This is a genomic window from Janthinobacterium sp. EB271-G4-7A, assembly GCF_020858075.1.
Taxonomy (GTDB): domain Bacteria; phylum Pseudomonadota; class Gammaproteobacteria; order Burkholderiales; family Burkholderiaceae_D; genus Janthinobacterium; species Janthinobacterium lividum.
Window position 1 is genome coordinate 1086806 of sequence record NZ_JACYMI010000001.1, and the last position, 17079, is coordinate 1103884.

The following is a 17079-nucleotide window of genomic DNA, read 5'->3' on the forward strand; positions in this document are numbered from 1 at the left end:
TAGAGGAGCATGACTAAGTGGGTATCAATATGTTTCCCTCTGACTGGAAGGTGTCATTGCACACGCGATTGCAGGCGTTTCGACGTCAGTTTCCCGAGGCGTATATTTATGCGCTGATCGATGGCGTTTTTGACGAGTCGTGTTATCCATTGCTTAAGCGTGCCCGGCACCTGCGATATGAGGCGTTGTTTGCAGGTACGCCATGTGCTGATGAAGAAACGTTGACAGTTTCTCCGCTGCTGGTTGAGTTTTGCGATGCAGGTCGCTTTACTTGGGAACGGCTGCTTGAGAAAGCCAATGGTCATCCGGCGCTCAGCTTAATCGTCACGCCGGAGCCGCTGCATCAACTGGCAGCCCGCTTGGCGCCATGGTGCATCGTCGATGCGGCAGACCATACGGTGGCATTGTCGTTTGCCGATACCCGCATTTTGCCGCAACTTTTCAAGACCTTGACGGTGCAGCAACTGGGCCAGTTTTGCGGGCCGGCACACCATTGGCAATATGTCACGCGCAACGGTGACTGGGGTGATTTGATCTTGCCTGCAGAAGCGCTTCCGGCGGCGGTTGGCATATCGTTAAGCGAGCAGCAATGCGCTCAACTGATGCGCGCGGCGGAAGGCGACGCTATCCTGTTCCAGGTGCGCGCGACCAGCCCTCGCTTGTTAGAGCCCCATGCTGCAGAACAGGCCCATGCCCTGGTCGAATATTGGCTGGGTTGTGCCGATCATGCGCGGCTCGAAACACCGCCAGATCGATTGGACGTATGCATATTTGGCCTCGAAAACCCAGGTCTGCAAGCGCGGCCGCAACTTGCGTCCTGGCTCGCAGAACCTGCCCGGGCACAAACGCCAGATTCATTGTTTGAACGATGGATGGCAGAGCAATCCTCTGTCGATGTGCCGACCTTATCAGTGGAGACAAAGTCATGATTATCTTGTTCAGGCAGTGGCTGTGGCGAGGTGTCTTGCTGGCCGCATGTTTACCCGGCGTCGCCATGGCCGCGAGTATTCAGGCATTGAATTATTCTTCGCGCGAGGTCAATTATATTGCGGTTGAAAATCCGGGCAATACCAACAGCGGCGGCGGTGGCGATTCGATCCGTCCATATGGGCAGGGCGGATCGATATGCTGTTTCAGCGTGCCGGAAAAGTGGCATGCGGATTTGAAGGTGGTGGTGGTCTATCAGTTGTCCCCGGACCCGACCTTTCATCGCGAGACGGTCAGCATTCCGCCTTATCCGGATGGGAGGGGCGGTGATATCTGGCTGATCGTCTATGAAGATGGCAGCGTGGGAGCTGTGGCGTCGCATTACGGACCGAGCCGGCCGGAGTGGCCGGGGAAAATCAAGGGATATCCGGTGCCGACGAAGGAGTATCGGGACGAGCGTCGTAAGGCAAAAATAGAATTGGAAAAAAAATGGTTAGATACAATGGAAAAAGGATTGGAGCGTAATAGTCATAAGATGACGGCTGCTGAAGTTGATGAATTAAAGGATGTAATTGAGTATAAGAAGAAACTCATCCAGAGCCTTGAGGGAATGCATCCATGACTGCATTTTTGGCCACTATTTATTCTGCTGAGAAAAATGAACCAGCAGATTCAGCTAAGTTTTTTGATGATGAGACAGAACTAAAAATATTAGGTGATTTAGTCAGGAAAAGGGAATGCCCCACCCCAGGATTCCCCCCATCATGCGATGCGAATCTATTTTTCGGTTTCTTCTTCGATGGCACCAATAATAATATGAAACGGGATCTGGCTTTTCATTCGCATAGTAATGTGGCGCGCCTGTATCATGCATTTCCAGGTGATAAAGATACGCATGGCAGCGAGGCGTGGCCGGACTTGGATGCAAAATACCACAAGAGTTACTTTCGTACCTACGTTCCCGGAGTGGGAACACGTTTCGACGAGGTTGGTGATACGGGAGAGGGATTTAGCGCTCTCACCAGCGACCGGGCGCGTGGCCTGGCCTTTGCCTACAAGGGAGAAAATCGCATCATCTGGGCATTGGTGGAAGCACTCAATAATGTGCACAGATATTATACCGATGCTCCACTGGTGGACGATAAGTCCTTTAAAAAGGACTTCAATACGCTCAGTTTGCCCAGCAAAGTGCAGCCTTCAGAGGCGCTGGTGAACGCTTTCACGCAGGCTCTGCAAAAGTTGCACGGCAATTTGCGGCCATTTGTGCCAACCGATGCGCCGGCGAAAAGCGTCAATAAAGGCAAGGTGCTCAATATCTTCGTGTCGATGTTCGGTTTCTCGCGTGGCGCGGCCGAAGCGCGCTCGTTTGCCAACTGGTTCATCTGGTTATGCAAGCTCGATGCGCAACTGACCGCTAGCAAGGGCGTCAAGGCTCGCCAGTTAAGTATTGGCACTATCGAGGTGACCTTCGACTTTATGGGCCTGTTCGATACCGTCGCTTCGGTTGGCTTGGCGGCTTCAGTGCCCCTCCCGAACAGGATGGTGGATGGACATGGCGGCTGGGCCGACGCCGAAGTGTCGCTCAGAATACCCACATCACCGGGGCCAAGCAAATGCCTGCATCTGGTGTCGGCGCATGAAGTACGCCGGTCTTTTCCCTTGGACTCCGTTGCTCACCTGGGCAATATTCCCCCTAATTGCACGGAAATTGTTTTTCCTGGCGTTCATTCGGACATCGGGGGCGGCTATTTGCCGCGAGAACAAGGGCGCGGCACAGATCCAAGCGGGGGCGACTTGATGTCGCGCATTACGTTGGCCACGATGTATCGGGCTGCCCGCCTGGCCGGGGTGCCGCTGAAGCTGGAAGAGGCCAGTGAAGCGACGAAGCGGGCCTTTCGCATCGATCCGCGCACAATAGCCACTTTCAATGCGTATATCGGCTTTTGCCATGCGCAGCAAGGCGCCGAGCCATCATTGCGGCTACATAGGGTCATGGAATTCCAGCACATGCTGTACATACAGTGGCGCAAGAAAATGCTAGGCAAGATGGGAGATTTACCGAATGTCAAGAATCTGGCAACAAGCTATAAAAGCGGGAAATTCGATTTTACTGATCTCACTATGGCGGACAAGGAGCTGGAAGAAGAGGTTGCGAGCTTTGAAAAATGGCGCGCCAATCAGCGCACGACCAGCAGTAGAGGGCGGCCCCGTAATCCTGAATGGGAACCTATCGCCGAATTTTGGGACAAGCCAGTACCACCCGCGGAAGTAAACAATTTTTTTGAACAATTCGTGCATGACTCGCGCGCGTGGTTCAAGCCGTTGGGGAAAGACATTCCCGACTTGTGGTACGCGCTGGAATTGCTTGTGGCTCAGGAAGAGCGAGCCCGTGACTGGGAGAACGGACCGAATGCCGACCCTGGTAAACCCAATCCCTATAGCTTGAGCAATAAGGAAAAAGAGCAATTGCTGCGATACAAAGCTGTCAAAGGCACTGAAAATGAAATGGATGCGATCGAGCCGGACAAGGGCGGACGCGAGAACAGACTCCTGGGAGGTGGCTACTTGCGTTTTCGGTCAATTTACATGGGATCGGATACCTTCAAGCCGTCGGGCGCTCAGTATGCGGGCATGCTACCTGTTTTGCACAAGGAACAGCGCGGTATCGCGGTGGCCCATCACAGATCTGCCGATGCAGTGGAGCAAGCGAAGACGGTGTAAGTCAGGCTAAGTCATTGAGCTACCCGTGCGGCCCGGCGGAGTTTGGCAAATTTCCCCTAAGTGACACCGCCTTCGCCGGGGGCAGTTTTGCAGGCAAGAAATTGAAAATCCCTTCTATGGCATTCCCCGCAAGCCTCACAGGGAATGACGGATAGGCAACCGGCTGGCGCCGGCATGGAATCAGCCGATGAAGGAATCGAACTGCATGTCGAATTCCTGCAGCGCCTTCTGTGCATTCTGCATCTTCTTGCGGAACTCGGGGCCCCGTTGCAGGGCCAGGCCCACGGCCAGCACGTCGATCACGACCAGGTAGGCCAGGCGGGCGGAAATCGGTGTGTAGGGATCGGTATTGAAGACCAGGTCGATCGGGATCAGCACGGTCGCCAGGTCGGCCAGCGGCGTGCCTGATGGGGCCAGCACGACGACGTCGGCGCCGCCGCGGCGCGCCAGTTTCACGGAGCGGACCAGGGCGGGGCTGTTGCCGCGCTGCGAGATGGCCACCAGGCAGTCGCCGCCGCGCAGCAGGGCCGCCGCGATACTGTGGATGTTCGGGTCGCTGTAGGCCACCGTCGGCACGCCCGAGCGGAAGAACTTGTGCTGGGCGTCGGCCGCCACGATGCCCGACGTGCCCTGGCCATAGAATTCGATCTTGCTGGCGCGCGACAGGATGTCGAGCGCGCGCTGGATCGCTTCCGGGTTCAGGTTATTGCGCAGGTCGAGCAGGGTGTTGATCGAACGGCTGCAGATTTTATTTACCAGGTCGGCCGCCAGGTCGTCCTGCGCCGGCTGTTCGTTTGCACCCGGCATGGCCAGGGCCAGGCCCTGCGCCAGCTTCAGCTTGAATTCATGCCAGCCGTCATAACCCAGGGTGCGGCAAAAGCGCACCACGGTTGGTTCCGATACCTGCGCGCTTTTCGCCAGCGCCGTGATGTTCTGGCTAACCGTCTGGTTAGGCTGGTCAAGCACGGCCAGCGCGACCTTCTTCTCCGACTTGGAGAGCGAATCGAGCTGTGTGCGGATGGAGTCAAGCAGCATTAAATTTGTCTTCTGTTTTCGGGAAGCGGTGAAGCAGGGGTTTCGCAGAGCACCGCTCCGCGTCTGCGTAACGGCCTGCCCATGTATGGGCAGGCTCCTTGCGCTGCCAAACTAGTCTTCAGGCAGGGGTGAAGCAGGGGTTTCGTGGAGCACCGCTCCACGCCTGCGTAACGGTCTGGCCTTGCAAGGCCAGACTCCTTGCGCTTCCAAACTAGTCTTCAGGAAGCGCTTCTTCACGCCACTGCAAGCCATCGCGGCCGATCAGGGCGCTGGCGGCCGCAGGGCCCCAGGTGCCGGCCGTGTACGGAATCGGCGCGCTGTCGTTCTGTTCCCAGTTGTCGAGAATCGGCTCGACCCATTCCCAGGCCGCTTCCAGTTCGTCGCCGCGCATGAACAGGGTCAGCTGGCCGCGCAGGACGTCGAGCAGCAAACGCTCGTAGGCGTCCATGCGCGGGGTCTTGAACGATTCGCGGAAATCGAGTTCCAGTTCCGCCGGTTTCAAGCGCATGCCGTCGCCCGGGGTTTTCGCCATCAGGTTCATGCGCAAGCCTTCGTCCGGCTGCAAACGGATCACCAGGCAGTTCGGCTGGAAGCTCGACGTGGGCTGGTTGAAGATCGAGTGCGGAATCTGCTTGAAGCGCACGACGATCTCGGCCAGGCTGTCGGCCATGCGCTTGCCCGTGCGCAGGTAGAACGGCACGCCGGCCCAGCGCCAGGTGTCGATTTCCGCCTTCAGCGCCACGAAGGTTTCGGTGCGCGAATGTTCTGGCGCATCCGGCTCGTCGCGGTAGCTCGGCACGGTGGCGCCGTCGACGTGGCCGGCGCGGTACTGGCCGCGCACGATGTTTTGAGCCAGGGTGGTGGGCGTGAATTTTTTCAGCGAGCGCAGCACTTGCAGTTTTTCATCGCGCACGGCGTCCGGCGCGATCGAGGTCGGCGGTTCCATGGCGACGATGCACAGCAGTTGCAGCAAGTGGTTTTGCAGCATGTCGCGCAGCGCGCCCGAGGTGTCGTAGTAACCCATGCGGTTGCCTACGCCCAGTTTCTCGGCGATGGTGATCTGCACGTCGGAAATCCACTCGCGGCGCCACAGCGGTTCGAACAGGATATTGCCGAAGCGCAGGGCCAGCAAGTTCTGCACGGTTTCCTTGCCCAGGTAATGGTCGATACGGTAGATCTGCGATTCCTGGAAAACCTTGCCCACTTCGGCATTGATCTGCTTGGCGCTGGCCAGGTCGCGGCCCAGCGGCTTTTCCAGCACCACGCGCGAGTTCGGCGTCACCAGGCCGTTGTCTTCCAGGTTGTCGCAGATGAGGGCGAACAGATGCGGCGGCGTCGCCAGGTAATACACGCGCGTCAGGTCGGCATCGCCGCGCAGCGCTTCGACCAGCGGCGCGTACGTGGCCGCATCGCTGGCGTTGAGCGACACATACACGATGCGCGCGCAGAATTTGCTCCAGGTGGCGGCATTCAGGGTGCTGGCCTTGATGTGGGGACGCGAGTTGCTTTCCACCATTTTCAGGAAGGCATCCTGGCCGCTGTCCTGGCGGCCCACGCAGATGATGCGCGCCGTCGGCGGCAAATCGTTCGCGACGTCGCGCGCATACATTGCAGGCAACAATTTGCGCATTGCTAAATCGCCGCTGCCGCCAAACAGGACCAGGTCAAAATCGGTAAGTGCCATAAGTGAGTGTCGTCGCAAAAGTAAAAGGGCCGGAGCGGGGAGGAAGCCGACCGGAAGTGCCAGTCTGTCGCTACTATAATCGGTGGTGTAAATTTACTACGTAGAACAGGCAATTGCAAGAAATTTTACTACATTCCATCCCCTGCCGTCGCCATTTTGCCCGGTATGCCCGCCAGCGGCGCCGGCATGGCCATTATATGCCGTTCGCCGGTGCCGGCGCGGTGTCCTGCTTTTCATAGCCTTTTCAAAGCAACCATGGTTACCAGGGAAATTTCTAGTTCTCTCCGTCATCATTTGCGCTGTAGCAACAAGCAAATCAAGAAATGCTGTCAGGATCGCTGTTGGCAGCGTAAAGTAGCTTTGAAGAAAGTAAAAAACCGTATAATTCAAGCTCGAATCGATAGCAACTATTGGTTGTAAGAAATTGTACGATATACACTGCACCGCTAGCGCCGGCCATGCCCCGAACCCGCCATCCGACGTCCATGCGACGTGCAGTCCGCACTGTCCGCAGCATCAGGGCAGGCGACTTAACTTTACAAGACGGCTCAAGGGGACACAATGAATTCAATGCAGCAAGATGTCGATGAACGCACCAGCCTGACAGGCAATAACAAATTCGAACTGTTCCTGTTCAAGCTGGGTACCAGTGATCACTCGACCAGCCGCGAACTATTCGGCATCAATGTGTTCAAAGTCCGTGAAATCATGGAAATGCCGGCCATCACGGCCGTGGCCGGTTCGCACCCGCACATGCTGGGCGTGGTCAACATCCGCGGCCAGATCGTGCCCGTGATCGACTTGCCGATGGCGGTCGGCTGCAAGAGCAATGGCTTGAAGATACTGATGGTGACCGAATTTGCCCGCTCGACACAGGCGTTTGCCGTGGAAGAGGTCGATGAAATCGTGCGCCTGGAATGGAACCAAGTGCTGTCGGCCGAATCGAGCGTCGGCGGCGGTCTCGTCACCAGCATCGCGCGCCTCGATGGCGATACGGACAAGACGCGCCTGGCGCAAGTGCTGGACGTGGAACAAATCCTGCGCAACGTGCTGCCGTCGGGCGACCCGGACGTGGACGAGAACAGCATCGGCCCGCAAGTGCGCTTGCCTGCCGGCGCCGTGATCCTCGCGGCCGACGATTCCTCGCTGGCCCGTTCGCTGATCGAAAAGGGCCTCGAAGCGATGGGCGTGCCTTTCATCATGACCAAGACAGGCAAGGAAGCATGGGAACGCCTGCAGGCCATCTCGGCCCAGGCGGCCACGGAAGGCAAGACGGCGAAAGACAAGGTGGCGCTGGTGCTGACCGACCTGGAAATGCCGGAAATGGATGGCTTTACCCTGACGCGCAACATCAAGAACGATGGCCGCTTCGCCAACATCCCCGTGGTGATCCACTCGTCGCTGACGGGCTCGACCAACGAAGACCACGTCAAGGGCGTGGGCGCCGATGGTTATGTGGCCAAGTTTGTGGCGGCCGAATTGGCTGAAACCATCCGCAAGGTGCTGGCGCGGTAAGCTGAAGCAACCGTAGGCCGGATTAGCGGTGTACGCCGCGTCATCCGACGCCACCATGGCCAACACTGTTGTCGGATTAGCGGGGCCTTGCCCCGCTAATCCGACCTACGTGAGCGTAAAAAAAGCGCCGGACCCTCGCAGGTGCCGGCGCTTTTTCATGTCTGGAACGATTACGCCTGGTAAGCCGTCTCCGGCTGGCCCGCCACGTCCACGCGCACGGACAGCACGTGGCCGGTCAAAGGGTAGTTGGCAATTTCCTCGGCCGAGCGGTTATGGCTGGCGCTGGTGATGTACAGGGTGCGCAGGTCGGGGCCGCCAAACGTCACCATGGTGGGGCAGCGCACGGGCACGGTAATTTCGCCCAGCAGTTGGCCATCGGGGGCGAAGCGCAAGATCTTGCCGCCTTCAAACATGGCCGACCAGTAATTGCCTTCGCTGTCGACGGCCGCGCCATCGGGGCGCCCGCCGTAGTCCGCAGCTTTCTTGTCCATGGAAAAACGCTGGAACGGCTGCGGCGCGGAAATGGCTCCGCTGGCCGCATCGAAATGGTAGCGGTCGATGCGGTGCGTGGTGGTATCCGAGTGGTACATGGTGCGCTTGTCGGGGGAAAAGCCCAGGCCGTTCGAGACGGTCATGCCGCCCGACCAGACCTTGCGCACTTGTCCCTTTTCCAGCACGAACATTTCCGCCGCATCGGCGTTGCGCGGCTCGAAAATCGTGCCGACCCAGAAACGGCCTGCCGGGTCGACCTTGCCATCGTTGAAGCGCGTGGTGGCCATGTCGAACGGCGCCGGGGCGATTTCCGCCAGGCTGCCCGTCTTCGTGTCGAGGTGGGCAAAACCGCTGCGCAAGGCCACGATCAGGCCGCCGCCCGCGTTGATCGCCAGCGCCGACGGTTCCGTCGGCATGCTCCACTGGTCATGCTTGCCGCTGGCCGGGTGCAGGCGGTGCACGGCGCGGCCATCGATGTCGACCCAGTACAGGGCCGCTTCCTTGCCATGCCATAGCGGGCATTCGCCCACTTGCATGGGTTTGTCGCTGACTACTTTAATTTCGTAAATATTCATCTATCTCTTTTAGTATGCGGCTTTTGCAGCTTTAGCCAGCGCAATCAAGCCATTGGTCGAGCTGTCGTGGTGGTCGGGACGGGCTTCGCCCGTCAGTTCGGCCTGGATTTTCTTGGCCAGTACCTTGCCCAGTTCCACGCCCCACTGGTCGAAACTGTTGACGTTCCACAAGACGCCCTGCACGAAGGTCTTGTGTTCGTACAGCGCGATCAGGGCGCCCAGGGTGGTCGGGGTCAGCTGGTCCATCAAAATGGTGTTGCTGGGGCGGTTGCCGGGGAACGTCTTGTGCGGTACCAGCGCCTCGATCTCGCTGTCCGGCAAGCCTTGCGCCTGCAGATCAATGCGGACCTCATCGCCCGTCTTGCCCGTCATGAAGGCTTCCGACTGGGCAAAGCAGTTCGCCAGCAGGGCGTCGTGGTGGCCCGGTAAATCGTGCGTGGCGCGCAGGGCGGCGATGAAATCGATGGGCGTGATGTCCGTGCCCTGGTGCAGCAGCTGGAAGTACGCATGCTGCGCATTCGTGCCGCAGTCGCCCCAGATGACGGGGCCGGTCGGCACGTCGACGGGCACGCCATCCTTGGTGACGCGCTTGCCGTTGCTTTCCATGTCCAGCTGTTGCAAATAGGCGGCAAAGCGGCTCAAGTCCTGGTGGTATGGCGCGATGGAAACGGAGCCGCAATCGAGGAACTGGCGGTTCCAGAAGCCCACCATGGCCAGCACGACGGGCATGTTCTGTTCCAGCGGCGCCTGGCGGAAGTGCTGGTCCATCGCATGCGCGCCGGCGAGGAAATCGCTGAAGTATTCAAAGCCGATGGACAGGGCCACGGCCAGGCCGATCGACGACCAGACGGAGTAACGGCCGCCGACCCAGTCCCAGAACGGGAACATGTTGTCCGGCGAAATGCCGAAGTCGACGATGGCTTGCGTGTTGGTCGAAACGGCCACAAAATGTTGGGCCAGATCCTTTTCGTCGCCTTCGAGCAGGAACCAGGCGCGCGCCGTGTTGGCGTTGAGCATGGTTTCGGCCGTGACGAAGGTTTTCGAGGCCACGATGAACAGGGTCGTTTCCGGATCGACCTTCGACAGGGTCGCTTCCATGTCGTGGCCGTCGACGTTGGAAACAAAGTGCATTTCCAGGCCCGGGTTGGCATACGAGCGCAGGGCCAGGCAAGCCATTTTCGGGCCCAGGTCCGAGCCGCCGATGCCGATGTTGACGATGTCGCAAATCGGCTTGCCCGTGTAGCCGAGCCAGCTGCCATTGCGCACCTTGTCCGTAAACGCCTTGACGCGTTGCAGCACATCTTGCACGTCGGTATCGATATCCTGGCCGTCGACCACCAGCCTGGTGCCGCGTGGCGCGCGCAAGGCGGTATGCAGAACGGCCCGATGTTCGGTAAGATTGATTTTCTCGCCAGTGAACATGGCTTCGCGCTGCGCTTCCACGCCGCGCTCGCGGGCCAGGTCCATCAGCAGACGCATGGCGGTGGCGTCGACACGGTTCTTCGAGTAATCGAGCAGCAGGCCGGCCGCATCGACCGTCATGCTGGAAAAGCGCGCGGGGTCGGCCGCGAACAGCTGGCGCAGATGCACGTCGCGCAGGCTGGCGCCATACGCTTGCAGGGACTGGAAACTGGCGGTGGCGGTGATGGCAGGAGTAGGTGCTGGCTGGCGCATGGCGGTCGGCTTGGGTGCTTGTCTCGGTTGAAAGGGGCGCGGCGCGTTCGTGATGGCGAACAGCGGATCCGGCATTGGTATGAGAATAATACATCAGAAAAACGTAATTTCACTACAGTTTGTGCAGGCGCTTGGCATTTTCAGCGTTTTTTCAGCGTTTTATCCGTGCTGTAATAGATAGGCACGCAAGACGAGTGGGCGTGGCACGCTGTTGTTTTGCCTTGAAAGGTCGTGGAAAAATGGATTATTTCTGCCACTGGCCACTGCAAGAGTGCTTCTGCACGACCATTTTGTAGTAAAATTTCACGAAATACTCATTTTTAAGGAAATCCATATGGCGCTGCATCCAGTAGTCGAATCCGTAACAGCGCGCATCATCGCGCGCAGCCGGCCATCGCGCGGCGCCTACCTGGCGCATCTGGATGCTGCCCGCATCCAGGGCGTGCAGCGCGGCGCCCTGTCGTGCACCAACCTGGCGCACGGCTTTGCCGCCTTTCCCGCCAACGACAAGCTGTCGCTGAAGGAATACAAGAAACCTTCCGTGGCCATCGTTTCCTCGTACAACGACATGCTGTCGGCGCACCAGCCGTTTGAAGGCTTCCCGCAGATCATCAAGCAAGCCGTGCGCGAAGTAGGCGCCGTGGCCCAGTTCGCCGGCGGCGTGCCCGCCATGTGTGATGGCGTGACGCAAGGCCAGCCGGGCATGGAACTGTCGCTGTTCTCGCGCGACACCATCGCCATGTCGACGGCGGTGGCGCTGTCGCACAATATGTTCGATTCGGCCCTGTACCTGGGCGTGTGCGACAAGATCGTGCCGGGCCTGTTGATCGGCGCGCTGCACTTCGGCCATTTGCCGGCCGTTTTCGTGCCGGCCGGTCCGATGACGTCGGGCCTGTCGAATCAGGAAAAAGCCAAGGTGCGCCAGCTGTATGCGCAAGGCAAGGCCACGCGTGAAGACTTGCTCGAAGGCGAATCGAAAGCCTACCACGGCGCCGGCACCTGTACCTTCTACGGTACCGCGAACAGTAACCAGATGCTGATGGAAGTGATGGGCCTGCACTTGCCGGGCGCCGCCTTCATCACGCCGAATACCCCGCTGCGCGATGCGCTCACAAGAGCGGCCGCCCAGCGCGCCGCCGTCATCACGGCGCAAAGCGCCAGCTACTTGCCGGTCGGCCATATCGTTGACGAGAAATGTATCGTCAACGCCGTCGTGGGCTTGCTGGCCACGGGCGGTTCGACCAACCACACCCTGCACCTGGTGGCGATCGCCAAGGCGGCCGGCATCGTCATCGACTGGAACGATTTCAATGAACTGTCGGCCATCGTGCCGATGCTCACGCGCATCTACCCGAACGGCGACGCCGATGTGAACCATTTCCACGCGGCCGGCGGCACGGGCTATCTGATCCGCGAACTGCTGGACGCGGGCTTGCTGCACGACGACGTCAACACCATCCTGGGCCACGGCTTGCGCGCCCACTGCATGGAGCCGTTCCTCGGCGAAGACGGCAAGGTCTTCTGGAAAGATGCACCGGCCACCAGCGCCGACGAAAACGTGCTGCGCCCCGCCTCGAACCCGTTCGCGCCGGACGGCGGCATGGTCCTGGTCGCGGGTAACCTGGGCCGCGCCGTGATGAAGGTCTCGGCCGTCAAGCCGCAGCACCGCACGGTGGAAGCGCCGGCGCTGGTGTTCAATTCGCAGGAAGATTTCATGGCCGCCTACAAGGCGGGCACCCTGGACCGCGATTTCGTTGCCGTGCTGCGCTTCCAGGGCCCGCGCGCCAACGGCATGCCGGAACTGCATGCGCTGACCCCAGCGCTGGCCAACCTGCAGGATGCGGGCCGTCACGTGGCGCTGGTCACCGATGGCCGCATGTCGGGCGCGTCGGGCAAGGTGCCGGCCGCCATCCACGTCTCGCCGGAGATTCTCGCCGGCGGCCCGCTGGGCCTGGTGCGTGACGGCGACATCATCCGTCTCGACGCCTTTACCGGCGTATTGGAAGCGCTGGTGCCGGCCGATGTCTGGCACGCCCGTTCGCTGGTCACGGCCGACTTGTCGCCGAACCACGTCGGCATGGGCCGCGAGCTGTTTTCCATGTTCCGTTCCACCGTCAGCGCGGCGGAAGAGGGTGCCACCACCTTCGGCCTGCCGTCGCCGATTCCCACCACCGTCGCCTTGCACGACGCCGACAATGTCGGTGATACCGTACCGGGTTCCGATGAAGACTTTTTGGCTAGGAAATAAGAGATGACCATGACACTACTGGAAATTATGCGCACTTCGAGCGTGATCCCCGTGATTGCGATCGACGATCCTGAACACGCCGTACCGCTGGCGCGCGCGCTGGTGGCGGGCGGCATCCGCGTGCTGGAAGTGACCCTGCGCACCAAGCACGGCCTCGAGGCGATCCGCGCCATGTCGGCAGTGCCGGGCGCCATCGTCGGCGTCGGTACCTTGACCCGTCCCGAGGAATTCGCGCAGGCGCGCGATGCGGGTGCCGTCTTCGGCGTCTCGCCAGGCCTGACTTCCGCCCTGGTGGCGGCGGCGAAAAGCAGCGGCCTGCCATTGCTGCCAGGCGTGATGACGCCAGGCGAAGTGATGGCGGCGCGTGAAAACGGCTTCCAGCAGCTGAAACTGTTCCCGGCCGTGCCGGCGGGCGGCATCGGCATGCTCAACGCGATTTACGGCCCGCTGCCGGACATCACGTTCTGCCCGACGGGCGGCATCTCGCAAGAGACGGCGTCGCAGTTCCTGGCGTGCAAGAACGTCGCCTGCGTGGGCGGTTCGTGGCTGACGCCGAAAGACGCGATCGCGGCCGGCAACTGGGACCGCATCACGGAAATCGCGAAAGCGGCCAGCGGCCTGCGTTCAGCGTAAGCGGCTCCGGCGCGGCAGGCTTCCCGCTTGCCGCGCTTTATTTCTTTCTCTCATGCGAGTTTTGCGCCGTCCCCTCACCATCGGCGAAACCGCCATGGCCCGCAGCGTCTTCCAGGGCGCCATCGACTACGCGCGCGTGCGCGTCGTGCGCGGCTCCTTTCTTCCGTTTGGCTTGCAGGACCAGAACACGGCCATGACGCCGCGTGGCAGCCTGCACTTCATGCCGGCCCAGTACCGCGACGATTTTTCCCGCGAAGGCAACAGCGGCAAGCTGTTCTTCATCCATGAGATGGTGCACGTGTGGCAGTACCAGCTCGGCTACGGCGTGCTGCTGCATGGCGTGCTGCTGGCGCTGCGCGGCGGCTACATCGGGCAACGCGCCTACCGCTACGATGCGCAGGCTGGCGGCGTCCTGTCCGACTTCAACATGGAGCAGCAGGGCGACATCATCGCCCACTACTTCGGCGCGCGCCAGCTGGGCATACCCGCCTACGTGGCGAAACTGCCGCAGCTGCAGGATATCCTGCAGGGCTTCCTGATCAACCCTGCCGACCGCCGCCTGCTGCCACGCTGACGCCGTCGCTGATGCCACTGCTACGGCGCCGTGTTCGATGCCAGGCGCATGTCCGGCGCGCGCAGGCTGGCCGCCGCATCCTTGCCCAGCAATAAACGCAGGTCGGCGCCCGCGCCGATGCCGCTGTCGCCGGCCGCCTGCAGTTGCGGCATGCCGCCCAATGCCAGGGCCAGGGCGGCTGCTGCCTCGGCGTGGCCGGGACGGTAGACGATGCTGCTGGCCTGGATGCCGTACGGCCGCTGGTTGCCCAGCCGCAGCACGCTGATGCCCATGCCGCCCAGCATGCCGCGCATGCGCGCCGCCATTCCCGTTTCGCCATTGCCGTTGATGACTTCCAGCCGTGGCAGCGGCATCGCCGGCTTGGCCAGGGCGGGGATAGCCGCTGGCGCGGCTTGCGCCACCACGGGCGCGTCGCGCCAGCTCAGCGCAAAGATATTCGGCTGCAATTGCGTCAGCTGCAAGCGGCTGGCCGGCGCCGCTGGCATGGGCGCGGGCGCCAGGTCGGGCGCGATGGCCTCCGCGGTGGCATCGACTGTGCCGATGCTGCGCGCCAGTGCCGCGATGGCCAGGTCCAGGTTGGCGCGCGCCGGCTGCTGGCCGTTGTCGAGCTGCAGCGACTGGCGCAGTGCATCGGCCGCCTGGGCATACTCTCCCTGCAGGTACAGCACGTAGCCGAGATTGTTGTAGGTCCTGGCCGTCGGCGCTTGCAGCGCCAGCGCCTGCAGCATGCTGCGGGCCGTTTCCAGCTGGCCCAGCTGCGCGTGCAGCACGGCGGCGCCATTGCGCGCATCGGCCGAGTCGGGCTCAAGCAGCAGGGCTTCGCGGTAGGCGGCCAGCGCCGCGCGCGGGTCGCCCAGTTCCAGCATGCGCTTGCCCAGCTTGCAGAACGCGGCAGTGCGGGTGGCGGGGCTGTCATCGATGTGCGCCTGGGGTGGCGCAACATGATTGCTCTGGCTGGCCGGGCCGGGCAGGTGGCCGCAGGCGGGCAGCAGGCCGGCGCAGGCGAGCATGAGCATCAGGGTGGTGTGCTGTGACATGGCGGTTCTCCGGTCAGCTGCCGCTGCCCATGCTGGGCAGGAGCACGCGGTAGATTTGCAGGAAGGCTGGTCCCATCAAAACGACCAGCAGCGAAGGGAAGATGAAAAAGATCAGCGGGAACAGCAGCTTGAGGGCGATCTTCGCCGCTTCTTCCTCGGCCATCTGGCGGCGCTTGGTGCGCAGCTGGTCCGACTGCACGCGCAGCGAGGCGGCGATGCTGGTGCCGAAGCGTTCGGCCTGGATCAGCATGGCCACCAGCGCGTCGACATCCTCGACGCCCGTGCGCAGGGCCAGGTTGCGCAGGGCCCGCTCCTTGGTGTTGCCGGCACGCAGTTCCAGCATCACCAGGTGCAATTCCTCGGCCAGCACGCTGCTTTTCAGGGCGATCTCCGCGGCCACCCGGGCCAGCGCGGCATCCATGGCCAGGCCCGCTTCCACGCACACCGTCATCAAGTCCAGCGCATCGGGAAAGCTTTCAAAGATATCGCGCTGGCGCCGCTTGATCATTTGTGCCAGGACAATATTGGGCAGGTAGTAGCCGATGGCGGCCACGATCAGCAGCCAGAACAGCAATGCCTTGCCCGCCATCTGGCTGCCCGACGCGCTCAAGCCCAGGAACAGCAGCAGGGGCAGGCCGATGGCCAGCATGGTCTTGGCGGAAAAGAACAGGATGGGCGCCGATGCCTGGCGCAGGCCGGCATTCATGAAGCGTCGGCGCATCACGGAACCTTCCCAGCCCTGGTCGGGCAGCGACAGTTTGGCCAGCGGACCGCTCAGGCGCACCATGCGCGCCAGCCATGGGCTGGGGGCCGATGCGCCAGGCGCCGCCGCGCTCTTGCCGGTGGCGTTGTCCATGCGCTGGCGCAAGGGATCGGGGGCAAAGCTGCGCATGGCCACCAGCACGGTGCCGAAGACGGCAATGAAGAGCAGGGCGAGAAAGGCAAAATGGACGGGGTTCATGAGGGTTCTCCTTGCGGGCTCAGACACGGATGCGGATGATATTGCGCATGACAAGGACGCCGCACACCATCAGCAGCAGGGCGCCGACGAGCATCTTGCGTCCGCCCGGGTCGACAAACAGCATTTCCAGGAATTGCGGATTGGTCAGGTGGATCATGGCCGCCGCGCCGAAGGGCAGCAGCGACAGGATCCAGGCCGACAGCCTGCCTTCGGCCGACAGCACGCGTACCTGCCCCAGCAGCTTGATGCGCTCGCGGATGATGCGGCTGATGCTGTCGAGCAGCTCGGCCAGGTTGCCGCCCGTTTCGCGCTGGATCAGCACGGCGATGACGAAGTAGCGCAAGTCCGTGCTGGGCACGCGCGTGGCCAGGTTCATCAGGGCGTCCTGCATGGCGATGCCGAAATTGACTTCGTCGAAGGTGGCGCGAAATTCCACGGCCAGCGGCGCGTTCATTTCATCGCCGACCATTTTCAGGGCGGTGGGGAAGGCGTGGCCGGCGCGCAGGGCGCGCGCCATCAGGTCGAGCGCATCGGGCAATTGCTGTTCGATGCGCTGCAGGCGCTTGGCCTTGGCGCGCAAGACTACCAGCAGCGGCAGCAGGGCCGCGCCAGCCACCAGCGGCAGGCGCAGCATCCACGGCACGCCGAAGTAGCTGAACAGCAAAAACGCGGCGCCGGCCGTGGCCAGCATCACGCCGGCGAAGCTGGCTACGCTCCAGGTCAGCCCCGATTGCTCCAGCAGGCGGTCGAGCGCATGCACGCGGGGCACGCTGAGCAGCAGGCGCTGCAGGGCCGGGGTGTCGCTCAGCAGGCGCTTCTTGATCATCGAGCTGCCCGTGTCGCCATGCGCGCCGGCCGACATGATGCGCAGGCGGCGCGCCACCCTTTCCGCTTCCGGGCCGCGCGAGGTGTTCCACGCCAGGTACACCCCCTCGATCAGCAGCACCACGGCGATGAAGGTGAGGATGGCGAATACGTAATAGAGATAGTCCATGATGCTCCC

14 protein-coding genes are annotated in these 17079 nt (G+C 61.5%); 7 read left to right on the forward strand and 7 right to left on the reverse strand.

The window, feature by feature from the left end:
• The first annotated feature begins 17 nt into the window (after positions 1-17).
• The 3 genes from IGS58_RS05015 to IGS58_RS05025 are packed head-to-tail and all read left to right on the forward strand — an operon-like array spanning position 18 to position 3648.
• Complete coding sequence (locus tag IGS58_RS05015) at positions 18-929, forward strand: DUF4123 domain-containing protein (RefSeq protein WP_230520787.1); 912 nt, start codon at positions 18-20, stop codon at positions 927-929.
• Positions 926-1549, forward strand: a complete 624-nt coding sequence (locus IGS58_RS05020; protein ID WP_070260465.1) for a DUF3304 domain-containing protein — start codon at positions 926-928, stop codon at positions 1547-1549. The genes IGS58_RS05015 and IGS58_RS05020 overlap by 4 nt, the downstream gene beginning before the upstream one ends.
• Positions 1546-3648, forward strand: coding sequence for a T6SS phospholipase effector Tle1-like catalytic domain-containing protein (locus IGS58_RS05025; RefSeq protein ID WP_230520788.1), 2103 nt, complete (start codon positions 1546-1548; stop codon positions 3646-3648). The genes IGS58_RS05020 and IGS58_RS05025 overlap by 4 nt, the downstream gene beginning before the upstream one ends.
• A gap of 180 nt (positions 3649-3828) precedes the next feature.
• Here IGS58_RS05025 and IGS58_RS05030 read toward each other — a convergent pair whose 3' ends face one another.
• Both IGS58_RS05030 and zwf read right to left on the reverse strand, forming a co-directional pair.
• Entirely contained in the window at positions 3829-4683 is an 855-nt protein-coding gene (locus tag IGS58_RS05030; RefSeq protein ID WP_034750862.1) for an SIS domain-containing protein, read from the reverse strand.
• A gap of 211 nt (positions 4684-4894) precedes the next feature.
• Positions 4895-6367, reverse strand: a complete 1473-nt coding sequence (gene zwf, locus IGS58_RS05035) for a glucose-6-phosphate dehydrogenase (protein WP_070260463.1) — start codon at positions 6365-6367, stop codon at positions 4895-4897.
• Positions 6368-6928: 561 nt separating this feature from the next.
• Here zwf and IGS58_RS05040 point away from each other — a divergent pair.
• Positions 6929-7882, forward strand: coding sequence for a chemotaxis protein (locus IGS58_RS05040; RefSeq protein WP_070281275.1), 954 nt, complete (start codon positions 6929-6931; stop codon positions 7880-7882).
• A 170-nt stretch (positions 7883-8052) separates the two neighbouring features.
• On the opposite strand, the gene IGS58_RS05045 is transcribed toward IGS58_RS05040, so the two are convergent.
• Positions 8053-8949, reverse strand: coding sequence for an SMP-30/gluconolactonase/LRE family protein (locus IGS58_RS05045; protein ID WP_070260460.1), 897 nt, complete (start codon positions 8947-8949; stop codon positions 8053-8055).
• 9 nt (positions 8950-8958) lie between these two features.
• On the reverse strand, positions 8959-10623 hold the full coding sequence (pgi, locus tag IGS58_RS05050) for a glucose-6-phosphate isomerase (RefSeq protein WP_230520789.1): 1665 nt from the start codon (positions 10621-10623) through the stop codon (positions 8959-8961).
• Between the two features lie 334 nt (positions 10624-10957).
• On the opposite strand from pgi, the gene edd reads away from it, so the two are divergent.
• The 3 genes from edd to IGS58_RS05065 all read left to right on the forward strand — a co-directional run bounded on the left by edd (position 10958) and on the right by IGS58_RS05065 (position 14078).
• Entirely contained in the window at positions 10958-12871 is a 1914-nt protein-coding gene (gene edd, locus IGS58_RS05055) for a phosphogluconate dehydratase (RefSeq protein WP_070281272.1), read from the forward strand.
• Between the two features lie 3 nt (positions 12872-12874).
• A complete protein-coding gene (gene eda / locus IGS58_RS05060; RefSeq protein ID WP_070260457.1) occupies positions 12875-13504 on the forward strand; it encodes a bifunctional 4-hydroxy-2-oxoglutarate aldolase/2-dehydro-3-deoxy-phosphogluconate aldolase in 630 nt (209 codons plus the stop codon).
• Positions 13505-13565: 61 nt separating this feature from the next.
• The gene (locus tag IGS58_RS05065) at positions 13566-14078 is read left to right on the forward strand and encodes a hypothetical protein (RefSeq protein WP_081345913.1); all 513 of its coding nucleotides are present in this window, start codon (positions 13566-13568) and stop codon (positions 14076-14078) included.
• Between the two features lie 20 nt (positions 14079-14098).
• Here IGS58_RS05065 and IGS58_RS05070 read toward each other — a convergent pair whose 3' ends face one another.
• Genes IGS58_RS05070 through IGS58_RS05080 form a run of 3 tightly spaced genes read right to left on the reverse strand, consistent with a single transcriptional unit; the run spans position 14099 to position 17070 of the window.
• Positions 14099-15115, reverse strand: a complete 1017-nt coding sequence (locus tag IGS58_RS05070) for a LytR C-terminal domain-containing protein (RefSeq protein ID WP_230520790.1) — start codon at positions 15113-15115, stop codon at positions 14099-14101.
• Positions 15116-15128: 13 nt separating this feature from the next.
• Positions 15129-16076, reverse strand: a complete 948-nt coding sequence (locus IGS58_RS05075; RefSeq protein ID WP_034787026.1) for a type II secretion system F family protein — start codon at positions 16074-16076, stop codon at positions 15129-15131.
• 19 nt (positions 16077-16095) lie between these two features.
• Positions 16096-17070, reverse strand: a complete 975-nt coding sequence (locus IGS58_RS05080) for a type II secretion system F family protein (protein ID WP_034787025.1) — start codon at positions 17068-17070, stop codon at positions 16096-16098.
• Positions 17071-17079 lie beyond the last annotated feature (9 nt).

Bases quoted from the DNA above. Each gene is read 5' to 3' on its own strand.
- IGS58_RS05030 (WP_034750862.1), bottom strand. From the start codon at position 4,683: ATGCTGCTTGACTCCATCCGCACACAGCTCGATTCGCTCTCCAAGTCG.
- IGS58_RS05040 (WP_070281275.1), top strand. From the start codon at position 6,929: ATGAATTCAATGCAGCAAGATGTCGATGAACGCACCAGCCTGACAGGC.
- eda (WP_070260457.1), top strand. From the start codon at position 12,875: ATGACCATGACACTACTGGAAATTATGCGCACTTCGAGCGTGATCCCC.
- edd (WP_070281272.1), top strand. From the start codon at position 10,958: ATGGCGCTGCATCCAGTAGTCGAATCCGTAACAGCGCGCATCATCGCG.
- IGS58_RS05075 (WP_034787026.1), bottom strand. From the start codon at position 16,076: ATGAACCCCGTCCATTTTGCCTTTCTCGCCCTGCTCTTCATTGCCGTC.
- IGS58_RS05025 (WP_230520788.1), top strand. From the start codon at position 1,546: ATGACTGCATTTTTGGCCACTATTTATTCTGCTGAGAAAAATGAACCA.
- zwf (WP_070260463.1), bottom strand. From the start codon at position 6,367: ATGGCACTTACCGATTTTGACCTGGTCCTGTTTGGCGGCAGCGGCGAT.
- IGS58_RS05020 (WP_070260465.1), top strand. From the start codon at position 926: ATGATTATCTTGTTCAGGCAGTGGCTGTGGCGAGGTGTCTTGCTGGCC.
- IGS58_RS05080 (WP_034787025.1), bottom strand. From the start codon at position 17,070: ATGGACTATCTCTATTACGTATTCGCCATCCTCACCTTCATCGCCGTG.
- IGS58_RS05070 (WP_230520790.1), bottom strand. From the start codon at position 15,115: ATGTCACAGCACACCACCCTGATGCTCATGCTCGCCTGCGCCGGCCTG.
- IGS58_RS05045 (WP_070260460.1), bottom strand. From the start codon at position 8,949: ATGAATATTTACGAAATTAAAGTAGTCAGCGACAAACCCATGCAAGTG.
- pgi (WP_230520789.1), bottom strand. From the start codon at position 10,623: ATGCGCCAGCCAGCACCTACTCCTGCCATCACCGCCACCGCCAGTTTC.